Origin of the sequence: Sphingomonas panni (assembly GCF_022664435.1) — a bacterium.
In the GTDB taxonomy this organism is placed as follows: domain Bacteria; phylum Pseudomonadota; class Alphaproteobacteria; order Sphingomonadales; family Sphingomonadaceae; genus Sphingomonas; species Sphingomonas panni.
The window spans coordinates 304742-317868 of record NZ_JAKREU010000005.1; the positions used below are offsets into that span (position 1 = coordinate 304742).

Below are 13127 nucleotides of genomic sequence, written 5' to 3' on the forward strand. Positions count from 1 at the left end.
GGGCCCCTTTCCCGGGGTCAGTCGCCGAAGCGGAAGCGCAAGCTTGCGCCATAATAACGACCTTCGTCCCGGACATCGATCGGCGAGTACCGGCCCTGCTGAAAGTTCACATAGTTCTGGAAAGGGGTCGCCAGGATGTTGCCGATATCGGCGCCGATCGTGAAGTTCTTGTTGATGTCATAGCTAACGCCGGCATCGAGCCGGTCGCGGGCATACGTTCCCGTGCCGGTATATTGGAAGCCGGTCTGCGGATCGGTGTTATAGCCGTTCACCCAGTCCGAACGGCGGTTGTACGAAAGCCGGGCGACCAAACCCGACTTTTCGTAGAAGAACGCCGCGTTGTAGGTCCATTTCGACAGGCCGGGGATCGTCAGATATTCGCCCTCGCCCTTGAACGTGTCCGTCTGGGGATCATAACCGTTCGGATAGCGGTTCCGACCCGTCAGATAGCTGACGTTCCCCGAAATGCCGAAACCACTGAGCGCACCCGGCAGGAAGTCGAAGAAGGTCTGGAAATTGGCTTCCGCACCCTTGATCTGCGCATCGGCGGCGTTGATCGGGTTGCTCAATTGCAGGATGCCGAACTGCGGATCGTTGCGGAACCGCGTAACCTGCGTCGTGAAGCCGAATATGTCGCGCTGGAACACGGCCACGCTGAAAAAGCCGGACTTGGCGAAATACCATTCGAGGCTGGCATCATAGTTGGTCGAGGTGAATGGGCGGAGCGACGGATTACCTGCATTACCCGAATAGTCCGGATAAATGCGGCCGGGAATCCGGCAGCTGGTGGTGTCGTTGGGGTTGTAGTTCGGGGAGGTAGGCGATTGGCAGGCCGAATAGATGACCGGCGAAATATTGAGCGCCGGGTTCAAGTCGCCGAAACCTGGCTTGGTCCGCGTTTTCGTAAAGCCCAGACGGAACTGGAGCTTGGGCGTGAACCGGAACCGGGCACTGATGTTCGGCAGGATATCGACATAATCCTGCTTCTCGGTGCGGCCTTCCAGTGAACGGGTACAGGTGTCGTCGCGCGTATCGGTGGGCGTACCGCCGTCGTTCAGCGTACAGATCGACGAAAGACCGAAGCTGCTGCCACTGGTAATGACGCCGCGTACGCCGAACACGCCGTCGACGTCCATCGACCCGATCGTGAAATTATACTTGCCCTGTACATAGGCCGCGTACGTATCCTCGTCCGCTTCCCAGCCCGAATTTTCCGCCGGCACGACATTCGGGGTAGCCCATTCGACCACGCGATCCTTGTAATTCTGGCTGGTGGGGAACCGGCCTGCCAGTTTGACCAGATTATCGTAGACGAACTGGCGCAATTTGACGCGGTTGTCGTAGATGCCGGAACGCGGCGGTTGCAGATACTGGGTAAAACCCTGTGCGTTCCCACGGAACGGATCGGTCGTCTTCTGCAATTCGCCGATCGGCAACGATGCATAGGGGATCATCGCATCGGACAGATCGGCATAGCGTCCGCCCTGATTCGTCCGTTCAGCATGGCGCGTCGTGGTACGCAAGCCAAATTGCAGCTTGGGGATGAAGCTCCAGTCCGTGTCGAGCGCAAGGTCGGTTCGGGCCTGCAATCCGGACCCCATCACGTCATAGGTTGATTCGTAATAGCCGCGGAACATGTAGTTGGCGGAATTGAACGGGTCCCAGCCCGGGAGGTTGAACGACACCCCGCCATCGCGATTGAAGACAACGTCGACCGTCTTCGCGCCGACCGTTCGGAAATCGAGACTATATTCGTCGTTCTTATACTGGCTCCAGCTATAGGCGATATCGGTGGTCATCGTTGCGCGATCGGTCTGCCAGCGGCCACCGGTCGCGATCTGGTAGGTATTGGTAAACGCCTTGCGCGTGCTGCGCCATCCGATCGGTTCCGAACCCGACGTCTTGGTCAGCGATGCAGCCTGCGGCACGGTCGTGACATCATAGGGCGGGTTCTGGCCGGGCCGCAATTTGATATCGCCATAGGATTGACCATCGAACAGGACGACGTTGCTGAACACCGGCGGCGTGGAATCCGGCCCCCATTGTTCGAGCGGCACATCGAAATTGTCGATCGAAATTTCGCCGCGATAGCCCTGGAAGATGCCCTCGACATATAGTTCGACATCGGGGCTCGGCTTGTACTGCAACGCGAAGTTCGCCGACGGGCGGTAGCGCTTGCCACCGTCGTTGTAGAGACCGACCCGGTTCGGGAAGAAGAACAGTCCGTTCGGCAGGTTCTCGCGAACCTTGCGGCCCTGTTGCAGATAGTCCGAATAATAGGAATCCCGTACAAAACTGTCGTTGTACCGGACGCCGTTATAATATTGCGACTGGGCATAGGTCGCGTTGATCAGGAAACCCATCTCACCGTCGCCGACCTTCCACCGATCGGACAGCAGCACGTTGCCGCCGGGGTCGCGCCCGTTGCTCTGGTCGTTATACGTACCACGGAACCCGCCGGCGATGACGCGGCCGTTGAAATCCAGCGGGCGGCGGGTCCGCACATTGACCAGACCGGCCAGTCCCGGTTCGATCAGGTCTGCGGTTCCCGACTTGTACACTTCGATGCTGGCGATCGCCTGTGCCGGGAAATCCTGCAAGGCAACGCCACGATTCTCGGCGGTGAAGATTTCGCGACCATTATACGCGGTTGCCACGTCGGGGAGGCCACGGATCAGCACGGTACCGGCCTCGTCGCTATACCGTTCGACCTGAACACCCGCGACGCGCGCCAGACTTTCGGCGGCGGTATAGTCCGGCAATTTGCCAATATCGTCCGCTACGATCACATCAATGATCGAATCCGATTCACGCTTGATCGCCTGCGACGTCGCGAGGCTGCGGCGCAGACCGCGTACTAGGATTTCGGCCTGTTCGTCGTCCTTTGTCGTGGCGTCCGGTATCGCGACGCTCGCACCAGCATCGGACCCGGCCGGTTTATCGATCGGCGATGTCTGGGCCGTCGCTGGTCGGACGGCCAGCAAAAAGGGAAAAACCGCAACCGACGCGAGCAACGCAAAGCGACGCATATCCACCCCCATTTTGTATTCTATATGACAAATGGTACGGCTATTTGTCGGACTTTCAAGTCGCTCCTTTCGGGGTGCAACGGCTGATATCGTTAACGGCAATCGATATTTTCGGCGTTGGCCTTTGGTGTAAGATCAAAATATCCACATTGCAGGACATTTTAGAACAACGGAGATGCCGGTGCCGCAGTGCGGAGTTGCCGTGATTGTCGGTATGCAGACCCAATCGAATCGAGATGGTGAACATGCGCTTGGTGTGTGCGCTCGATGTTCATGGCAGGGGCCGCCGCGTAGTCGTGCGTGGCGGCGACAGCGCATGCATGATCTCACTCACGGAAGACCGTGCGACGCTACAGCACCGGCTTCTGGCTAAAGCGTCGGCCACAGCAGGGGCTGGACGGCGTTGATACTGAACGCATGCCGGTAACCGGCTATTGCTTTCGGGGAACGTGTGCGCTTGAGGTCGTGCGTGCTGGAGCGCAAGGCGATACGCGTCACTGCCGGAGCCGAAGTCCTGAAAATCCGGCGCGAGACCGTCGCGCACCCTACCCGGCTTTATCAAACATCGGATGAACCAAGCGGCTTTCCTGATGCGCGAGGTCGACAAGGTCCGCGCCGAGCTTAGTTCGACGGCCCTCGTCTACAACATGAAGCGGGCGATCAACCTCATCGGCGTACAAGCACCGATCCCGGCGGTGGCAGCCTGCGTGACATCGCTATTTCGGCCGGTGCGGAGCGCATTCCTCCGCAGGACGCCACCCCCGCGACAGCACCGCCTCAAACCCGGACAGTCCGGCGCCCGTCATTTTGCTCGGTCGAGGGAAGCAGCCGACAACCACTGCGCCGCGGGTTTCCGCACGGTCTGGAACGTTTTTGGGCAAAGAACCGGCTTTCCCAAACCAGTCGCGTGGACCGGATTAGAAAAGCCCGCCGAATTCAGTTTGTTCCAGTCGCCGCGACGAGCATGTCTTCGTAGCAGGTGTTCGCGTAATCCATCAGCGCGGTTATCGCGGCCGCCGCATGATCTATCGCCTCGGTGAGGGAGTAGGCCGCGCCGGCCTGCCAGTCGCGGACCACAGGTCGGATCATGCCCATGACGCTGCCAGCCATCATGCAACATCGCAGCTCGGGAACCGCGCGGCGCGCCCGAAAGGCCTCGGCGCTTTCCAGCGCCAGGGCGCATAGCCATTCCAGCCGCGACTGACGATCGAACTCGGATGACCGCAGCGATGCCGATCCGGCAAGAAGCCGGGCGAAGCTTCGCATGGAATCCCGATGGTCTTCGCAATAGCGCGCGGTTGCCGATAGCGCCGCCAGAACGGCGGCACGGGGGGGCGTGCCGTCTGCAAGTGCCGCCTCCAGCGCCGCCTCGAAGGCCAAGACCTCATCCGCCGCCGCATAGACGATCAGATCCTTGCGCGGAAAATAGCGGAAGACCGTGCGCTGCGTCACCTCCGCGGCCTCGGCGATGCGGGTGGTAGAAACCGCGTCATAGCCGTCCGCCTCGAACAGACCCATCGCCGTTTCGACGATGCGTTGTCGTAGCGAAGCCTTTGCCCTGGCGCGCACGCCGACCGGTTCGACCATCTGATCCTGCATCTTGTCCTCCTGCGAAGGATCGCGACGATCTTCAAGCACTCCACGCGCGCGATAGTCAATAATCTGTCAGCCACTGACACAAAACCTTCACGGCCTAACTCTAGGGCTGCCGGCGAAGGGGAAAGGCGCGATGAGTCGGTGGGCCGTACGGACGGGATTTGCAGCGTTGGGCGCGGCGGCGGTCGGTCTGGTCTGGCTTGCGACGGCGGCGGTCGGCGGCAGTGCCAATCTGCTGGACAGGGTAGCGACGGCGTTCGGTGCCCGTGTGGGCTATCTGGCAATGGGCGTGCCGGATCTGATCGCCATTCTACCCCAGCCGCCGGAAACGGGATCGCCGCAGGAGCAGGCGGATGATCGCTTCTTTCTGAAGACCCGCGCCCTGGTCGGGACGCCGCGCTGGGACATGGCGACCGCCGATGTCGAGACGAAGGGCTATGCGCGGTTCGACTGCGCGATCGGGATGAATCTGAAGCCGGGCATGGCACCCGCGCTCGATCGCCTGATCGACCGCACCGCGATGGATGCGCTGGTCATGGGGTTGGCCAAGAACAAGTTCGCAAAACCCCGGCCGTTCAAGGCGCATCCCGGCGCGCCGATCTGCGATCATGTCACCACCGACCTGAACACGACCTATGATTACCCGTCCGGCCATGCGACGCGTGGCTACGCGACGGCGCTGATTCTGACCGAATTGCTACCCGAGCGGGCCGACGCGTTGCTCGCCAGAGGCCGCGACTATGCCGAGAGCCGGGCGATCTGTGGCGTGCACAGCCAGAGCGCAGTGCGCGCAGGGATGCTGGCGGGCGCGGCGCTGGTCGCGGTCGAGCATGGCAATGCCAGCTTCCTGGGCGATCTCAGGGCCGCCCGTGCCGAATTGGCAAGCCTTCGCGCCACGCTGCCCCGGCCGGCCGGCTGCCCGACGGGCTGACGCCGCCTCAGCGCCGATTTCACCTTTTTTGTCGAGATTTGAAGCGGGGGAAGTGATCCGATGATGAAGTTCGCAACGACGTTGCTCGCCGCGACCAGCCTGTCCTGGTCCGCCGGTGCCTTGGCTCAGCAAGCGCAGCCGACCCGGCAGGCCGGCAACCCAGATCCGGCAGTCCCATCGACGCCAGTGTCGACGGACGATGCCGATCCTGGCGATATCGTCGTCACCGGCGAGAAATTCGGTCGCACGCTGAAGGATACCGCGACCAGCGTCAGCATCGTGTCGGCCAGGGAGATCGCCGGCTTGGCCGCAGTCAACACCCGTGACATCCTTGACACGCTGTCCAACGTCAACCGGGCGGGGGCGGATGGCCGTTTCGCCATTCGCGGCATCACCTTCGACAATATCACCGGTGCGGGCTATGGCGCGCTCGGCACCGTCTATGTCGATCGTGTCCGGTTGGGCGACAAGGCGACGCGCTTCGGCCCCGACCTATTGTTCGACGTGCACTCGGTCGAGGTATTGCGCGGCGCGCAATCCACACTGCAGGGTCGCAATGCGCTGGCGGGTGCCATCTATATCACTACTAACGATCCAGGCTTTGAATGGGAAAGCGGACTGCGCGCGCGCTATGCCTCGGGGCAGGATTCCGATCTGGCGGCACTGATTGGCGGACCGATCACCGAGAAGCTGGCCTTTCGCCTGACGGTGGAGAAGCACGACCTGGGCGGTTTCGTCTATGATCCCACCTTGGGTCGCAATGCGCAGTTCCAGGACGACCTGCAATTGCGCGGCAAGCTGCTCTGGGAGCCTGCAGCCAATCTGAAGGTTCGTGTTAATGGCAGCTATGCGGATGTCCGCCGCTACGATTCACCGTCCGACACCCGGGTGGCCGGCACGAACGGCTTCCTGCCGCCCAGCCCGTCGACCGCGCTCAATGTCGAACAGGGGATCGCCGGCGTCGCTTCGGGCCGTCGCCGCGTCACCTATGCCAATGTTCAGGGCTTCGATCATGACAAGGTCGGGCTCGGTGGTGTATTCGTCGATTGGAAGGTCAGCCCGGCGCTGACCCTGACCTCGGAAACCAGTGGTCAGGTCGGCACCAACTTCAAGCAGCGCGACGGCGATGGCGGCCACTTCGCCTACTCGCCCCCCGCCACCCGTTTCGCCATCGTCGCGCCAGCCGGATTCACCAGCTATTTTCCGGGCCTCGCCGGCAACACCGCCACGGTCGATCCGATCCAGCAGCAATATCAGCGATTCTGGATGGTCGCGCAGGAACTCCGTGCGAAATACGACGCGGGCGGTCCGCTGCGCGTGCTGGGCGGCGTTTATTACACCCATGAGAGCCGTCGCCAGTTCGACTATTCGCAACTGATCTATCGCAACGTGTCGACTACGGTAGGTGGCCTGTTGCGCGCCCGCGGCCTGCCCGCCGCGACGGCGGGGGCGGTCGCGCGACTCTATCCGTCCGACGTCCCGGTCTATTCGATCCAGACCGCGCCGATCAGCGTCGACAACATCGCCGCCTATGCCGAGGGCGAATATGACCTGACGTCGCGCCTGACCCTGGACATCGGCGCGCGCTACGATCGTGAGTGGAATACCTCCGCCTCGCAGGCCAATGGCGCGGTCATCGGGCTGCCCGGGACGGCGGGGCTGCCCGCCGCGCTGGCGGGCGTGGTGACGACCGTCAATCGCGCGCTCAGCCCGTTTAGCGGCACCATCTCCAGCATCAGCGTGCCGCAGTCGTTCGGCGCCTTCCTGCCCAAGGTCGGCCTGCGATGGAAGATGACCGATGCCTGGACCATCGGCGCGACCGCGCAGCGCGCCTATCGCGCGGGCGGCGTGTCGCTCAACCCGTCACGCCAGCTCGTCACCACCCTGAAACCGGAATTTACCTGGAACTACGAGGTCTATACCCGCGCCGCGCTGTGGGACGGATTGCTGACGCTCGACGCCAACGCCTTCTACACCGACTGGCGCAACCTGCAGACCAGCATCAACTTGTCGAACAATCTGGCGGACCAGATCGGCGTCAATGCCGGACATGCCCGCATCTATGGCTTCGAGGCGTCGGCCAAGCTGCGCCCGGGGGCCGGCCTCGGTTTCGACGCGGGGGTCGGCTATGCGGACACGCGCTTCTTGTCGTTCGACGTGACGCTGCCGCCGGTGGCGCAAGGGCTGGGCATTCCGATCGATACATCCAGCCTGACCGAGCTGGTCGGCAAGCGCTTCGCCTTCGCCCCGCTCTGGTCGGCCAGCGGCACCGCTTTCTGGCAGAACGACCATGGCTTCGTCGCCAGCCTCAACGTCAATTACCGCGCCAGCAGCTATAGCGGCATCACCACCAGCGCGGATTATCGCAACGATCCTCGCACGCTCGTCAATGTCAGTCTGGCACAGACGATTGACCGGCTGACGCTGCGGATGTTCGCGCGCAATCTGTTCGACGTCGATTATGTCACCAGTGCCAATCCGATCCAGCCACTCTACGGCGAGCCGCGGGTGGTCGGGATCGAAGCGGGACTCCGTTTCTGATGGCTGCGGTCGATGATCTCGTCCTGGGTGCCGCGGTCCCGGCCGCGCTGTTCCTGGCGATCGCCATGGCGTTGGCCGTGCTGCTGCGGCGCGGTGCGGGGCGTCCCGGGTGGTTGGGTACCGCAATCGCGGCTCTGGGGGCGATATGTCTGGCTCTCTCCTTCGGGTTTGTCGCGGTGATGGGAGCGATCATATGATCCGGCATTTTCCGAGGCGGATGCTGCTGGCGTTGCTGCTGGTGGTGGCCGGCGCGACCCCGGCGGCGGCATGGGATGGCACGACGCACGAGAAGATCACCAATCTGGCGATCGATCACGTTCGCGACCCTGCGCTAAAAGCCTTTCTGCGAAAGCATCGCGACACCGTCCTGTCCGCGGCGGACTTCCCGGATTGGGGCCATTACCTGAAACCGCATGGCGACGTCCTGCACCTGCGCTGGCCCGGTGTCGTTTGGGATCATATCCGTCGGCAGGGCGCGTCCGCCAATCCGGACCTGATCGCACAGGCGATGGGGGCATGGGCGCACATCGCCGAGGACCGGATGCTCGACGCGACGGTCAAGGCTGCGCGATGCGAGGTCGGTGAATGTACCCGCGACGACATGGAGTTGGGACTGCTGGTGCCGTCCTTTTATCCTTATACCCGCAATTACCGGATCGTACGGCCCGACGCCGATATCGCCGCCATCTATGCCGAGCAGCGGTATTTCGGCGCCCCCCGGTTGAACGCGGGGAGCTATCCCGACACCATTGCCGACGGCCTAGGCTGGCTGGAGGCGGGCCGGCGCAAGCACAAGCTGCTATCGTTCCTGACCGGCGACTGGGCCAGGCGCGCCTTTCCCTGGGCCGCGGCCAATGTGCTGACCGCGCCGGGCGGCGTCCAGTCGCAGGCGGCGGCCGTCGCGCGTGGTTGGGAAGCGGACTGGGCCGCGTTGCACGGGAGGCCGGCTCCCGTCTTCGTCGCGACCATTCCTTCGGATGGGGGGCGCCTCGCCTCGCTCGATCCGCGCTCGGCCTTTGGCCAGATCCTCGTTCTGTCGCGCCGTAACGTCGATTTCACGAAGCTGCCGCCGGTGACGTTGACCGATGCGGCAGGCAAGGCGATCCCGGTGACGTTGATGCCGTACATCCCGGAATCGGGCACGGCAGCGGATTTCGCCTTCATGGTCGTATCGACGCAGCCGTGGGCGAAGGGCAGGCTTTATACCCTGACCGTGCCCGTACCACATGGCAGCGCAGGCGAACCGCTCGTGGTGCGTTTCACAGCGCAGGATGGATCGGTATTCGCAAGGCCGTCGGCAGCGACGCCGCGTCCTTGGCGCTTCGGCCTGTTCCTGTTCGGGATCGTCGGTGGAACGGGCCTCCTCCTGCTCGGCGCGCCCTCGGCCCTGCAACTGTCGAGAAGATCGAACCGTCCGGCTACCGGTGCCCTGGCTACGCGCGTCGTCGGCGCGGTGCTGCTGGCGATCGGTTTCTACCTGCTGATCACCGATGGCGGGAGTGTGATCGCCTTCCTGCGTGTCCATCACTGAACCTCGGTTCATCGTGCCGTGAGGGTTCAGGCGGCTGTGACGGTCCGAGCTTCCTCATCGGGATGGTACTCTGGGAATGGCTTTTACCTCTCAGAACCGACCATCTACCTCGTTCGAGAAACAAGACGTCGGTTTCGGCGATGCCAGCGTCGCGTTCGACGTGCTTGCGCCGATCGCCGGTGAAGCCTTGCCGGCAGCAGCAACAAGGGCGTGATCGCCCGTACGAAGCTGGGTCATCGGTCACTGGCGGGCGGTCTGTTCCGGGTCTACGCCGTAAGCCGCGACCGGCCGCGCCGCCATCGATCGGTCAGTCGACGCCGGTGAGCGCCAGCAGCGCGAAGCTCGCGAGCCAATGTTCGCCCATATAATCGCCGGCAACCTCATCGAGCGCAACCGCGAGATGATTGTCGGCGGCAGCATCCAGTACGCGCCCCGCCGCGCCGCCGACGGCCGGCGCGATGGCCCGCATCGCCCAGGCGCGGCTGAGGTTCAGGCCGTCGAGATGCGCGATCCGGCCATCGCTGCGGTCGCTGACGCGGGCGGGGGTCAACAGCGCGGCAGGCATCCCCTGACCGAGCGTGGGCAGGAATGCCGCAAACCACGTCGCAAAGGCATCGGCCGGCATCACGCGCTGCATCGCCATCGCCTCCATCAGCACCGGCGACAGGAAATCCTCTCCACTCGGCTCCCATGGTTGCGCGTCCCGGTCGGCCCCGAACCAGTGCCCTGCCCGCGCCGTCATCAGGTCCCGGAGGTCCGTATCGCCCACGACCCGTGCATAGCGATCCGCCAGCACCAGCGCGAAACCGGTATTCGCATGGGTGCCGACGCGCACCGGGTAGGTCATCAGCGGCAGATGCGCGCGCCAGCGATCGGCAAAGGCATCGGCCAGCGGCCGGAGTGTCGCGGCGTGCGGGCTGCGGGCGACGATCAGCTCGCTCTGCAGCATCAGCAGCCACGCCCAGCCATAGGGCCGTTCGAACCCGCGCGACATCGGCTGGTCGAGATAGGCGCGCTCGGCCTCCACCTTGTCCGCTGTGAAGGCGTCGGCGAACAGCGTGTCGATGCGGGCGACCTCTGCCAGATCGGGAAACAGCCGCCGGATCCGCGTCAGCAGCCAGTATCCGTGGACGCAGCTATGCCAGTCGAAGCTGCCGTAGAAGATCGGATGCACCACGCGCGGAAGATAGGCGTCGGCATCGCCGGCCATCACATGGTCCGCCTTGTGCGGATATTCGCGGGTCACATGACCGAGTGCGATGCGGGCGAAGGCCGCGGCCTGAACGGGGGTCATCGAACCACTCCTCCGGGAAAGGCGCACAAAGCAAGCACCGCAATGTTAAAGGCAAGCAGCAGGATCGCGGTCGGCCACTGCACGCGGATGACACCGAACCGGTCGCGCAGTTCGAGGATCGCGGCCGGCACCATGTTGAAATTGGCCGCCATCGGCGTCATCAGCGTGCCACAGAAGCCCGACAACATGCCGAGCGCGGCGACGATGGCCGGATCGCCGCCAAATTGTCGGATGACGATCGGCAGACCGATGCCGGCGGTCATGATCGGAAAGGCGGCAAAGGCATTGCCCATCACCATCGTGAACAGCGCCATGCCGATGCAATAGGCGATGGTCGCAAGCAGCGGCGTATCGAGCGCGACGACGTCGACTACCCCGTCCGCCACCACTTTCCCCACGCCCGCCAGTGCGAACACGCCGCCCAGCGCCGCCAGCATCTGCGGCAGGACCATCGCCCATCCGATCGCATCGACCAGCCGCCGCCCCTCCGCCACCGGGGCGGATCGCGGTGCGCGGGTAAGGCGCATTGTCAATAGGAGGGCGACGACCGCGCCGATGGCCAATGCGACGAGCGTCACCTGCTTCGGATCGATCACCGCGACGCCGGCCACGCGCCCCTCGCCGACCAGCAACGTGCCCGCCAGCGTCACCAGCGGGATCGCCAGTGCCGGCACGAACAGCCGGTTGCCGAGGCGCGCCGCCTGTCCCGCTTCGGCGGACGCGTCGCCGGTGACGAGTGGCGACGGACGCAGCCCCCAGGTCGCCAGCCCGACCATGGCGAGGACGAGGCAACCGTTGGTCAGGTCCGGCAACCATGGCCCGGCGCCCAGCAGCACCGCGAACAGGCCCCAGAAGCCCATATTGCGCCACCGCGTCGGCTCCGCCCGGTCCAGAGCATGATGGATCGCGACCGCCGCCGGCAGCGTCGCCGCCGCGATGCCGAGCGCGTCCAGCCCGATCATGGGCGGCGCTTCAGGCGTCGGTCGAGCAGCAGCAGCCGCACGCCATGGACGAGGAACGCCGCAATTGCGGTCGGAATCGCCCACACCGCCACGTCGAGCGGCGCGACCGTCACGCCATCCTGTTCGAGGATCGCACGGATCAGCAGGATCGATCCGATCGCGATGAAGACGTCCTCGCCAAAGAACACGCCGATATTGTCGACTGCAGCAGCATGGGCGCGGATATGGTCGCGCGTGGCGCGATCGAGGGGACGGGCTTCGTCGCGTTCCTCCGCCCCTTCGGCCATCGGGGCGACGATCGGGCGCACCATCTGCGCATGGCCGCCGAGCGAGATCAGGCCGAGCGCCGCCGTGACCTGCCGCAGCGCGAGATAGCCGATCAGCACGCGCCCGGTCGTCGCGCGCCGCAGCCGCTGCACGATGGCGCGCGCCCGGACCCGCAGCCCAGCACGTTCGAGCAACCCGATCGTCGGCAGTACGAGGAACGGGACGGCCAGGAACCGCGCATCGACGAACGCCTTGCCGATCATCGCCACGACCTCGACCGGGCCATGTCCGGCGGCGGCGGCGCTGGCGAGGGCGGCGACGGTCACGACCAGCAACGGATTCACGCGCAGCGCGAAGCCGATGATGATGATCGCGATCCCCGACAGCACCAGCATCGCGCGCCCTTCGCTACAGCGTCGCGGCGGCGCGGGCCGCCTGATTATATTGCCCCGACAGACGCCGCAGCAGGTCCGCCGCCTCCGACAGATGCGCGCCGTCGGGACCGTCGACGACGATGGCGGCTGCCAGCACCCGTTCGCGGATATCGCGATACTGCGCACAGAAATCACGGCCGGCATCGGTCGCGGCCACCAGCTTTTCCTTGCCCGCGCGGTGCGTCGCGATCAGCCCGGCGCGCTCCAGCTTGCGGATGGCATAGGTGACGAGGTGCGTATCCTCGATGTCGAGGACGAGGGTGATGTCGGCGATCCGCTTCGCCCGGTCGCGGTGGCGCACGGTATGGAGGATCAGCACCTCCAGCGGCGACAGCGCCAGCCCCGCCGCCGCCGCGCAGCGCGCGATCCAGCGCTGATAGGCCGCCGCCGCCAGCGTCAGGCTGAACTCCAGTTCGGACAGGGCCGGGGCGGCACCATCGGCCAGATGCGCCGACGACACGATGGCCCGTTTGTCCCCTGCCATATCCCTATCCCCTTTCGAGGACGAAGGGTTGCGCCGACGGGCGAATCTGTCAATCCAT

The 13127-nt window shown here is 64.4% G+C and carries 10 protein-coding genes; 4 read left to right on the forward strand and 6 right to left on the reverse strand.

What is annotated here, in order from left to right; translation table 11 throughout:
- Nucleotides 1-17 precede the first annotated feature (17 nt).
- Both MF609_RS12140 and MF609_RS12145 read right to left on the reverse strand, forming a co-directional pair.
- Nucleotides 18-3029 carry a TonB-dependent receptor gene (locus MF609_RS12140; protein ID WP_242416572.1) on the reverse strand — a complete coding sequence of 1004 codons (3012 nt, stop codon included), beginning with the start codon at nucleotides 3027-3029 and terminating at the stop codon, nucleotides 18-20.
- 936 nt (nucleotides 3030-3965) lie between these two features.
- On the reverse strand, nucleotides 3966-4628 hold the full coding sequence (locus MF609_RS12145; RefSeq protein WP_242416573.1) for a TetR/AcrR family transcriptional regulator: 663 nt from the start codon (nucleotides 4626-4628) through the stop codon (nucleotides 3966-3968).
- Between the two features lie 130 nt (nucleotides 4629-4758).
- Between MF609_RS12145 and MF609_RS12150 the strand changes: the two genes are divergently transcribed.
- Genes MF609_RS12150 through MF609_RS12165 form a run of 4 tightly spaced genes read left to right on the forward strand, consistent with a single transcriptional unit; the run spans nucleotide 4759 to nucleotide 9628 of the window.
- Nucleotides 4759-5556: an acid phosphatase gene (locus MF609_RS12150; protein WP_242416574.1), complete on the forward strand. Its 798-nt coding sequence runs from the start codon at nucleotides 4759-4761 to the stop codon at nucleotides 5554-5556.
- A 60-nt stretch (nucleotides 5557-5616) separates the two neighbouring features.
- Nucleotides 5617-8097 (forward strand): TonB-dependent receptor, encoded by a 2481-nt coding sequence (locus tag MF609_RS12155; protein WP_242416575.1) that lies wholly within the window; start codon nucleotides 5617-5619, stop codon nucleotides 8095-8097.
- Nucleotides 8097-8294 (forward strand): hypothetical protein, encoded by a 198-nt coding sequence (locus MF609_RS12160; RefSeq protein ID WP_242416576.1) that lies wholly within the window; start codon nucleotides 8097-8099, stop codon nucleotides 8292-8294. Before MF609_RS12155 ends, MF609_RS12160 begins: the two co-directional genes overlap by 1 nt.
- Nucleotides 8291-9628 (forward strand): hypothetical protein, encoded by a 1338-nt coding sequence (locus tag MF609_RS12165; protein ID WP_242416577.1) that lies wholly within the window; start codon nucleotides 8291-8293, stop codon nucleotides 9626-9628. The genes MF609_RS12160 and MF609_RS12165 overlap by 4 nt, the downstream gene beginning before the upstream one ends.
- A gap of 307 nt (nucleotides 9629-9935) precedes the next feature.
- Here MF609_RS12165 and MF609_RS12170 read toward each other — a convergent pair whose 3' ends face one another.
- The 4 genes from MF609_RS12170 to MF609_RS12185 are packed head-to-tail and all read right to left on the reverse strand — an operon-like array spanning nucleotide 9936 to nucleotide 13069.
- A complete protein-coding gene (locus MF609_RS12170; protein ID WP_242416578.1) occupies nucleotides 9936-10922 on the reverse strand; it encodes a DUF2891 domain-containing protein in 987 nt (328 codons plus the stop codon).
- A complete protein-coding gene (locus tag MF609_RS12175) occupies nucleotides 10919-11884 on the reverse strand; it encodes a DUF979 domain-containing protein (protein WP_242416579.1) in 966 nt (321 codons plus the stop codon). The genes MF609_RS12170 and MF609_RS12175 overlap by 4 nt, the downstream gene beginning before the upstream one ends.
- A complete protein-coding gene (locus MF609_RS12180) occupies nucleotides 11881-12546 on the reverse strand; it encodes a DUF969 domain-containing protein (protein WP_242416580.1) in 666 nt (221 codons plus the stop codon). The genes MF609_RS12175 and MF609_RS12180 overlap by 4 nt, the downstream gene beginning before the upstream one ends.
- Before the next feature lie 13 nt (nucleotides 12547-12559).
- Nucleotides 12560-13069 (reverse strand): winged helix DNA-binding protein, encoded by a 510-nt coding sequence (locus MF609_RS12185; protein ID WP_242416581.1) that lies wholly within the window; start codon nucleotides 13067-13069, stop codon nucleotides 12560-12562.
- Nucleotides 13070-13127: the final 58 nt, after the last annotated feature.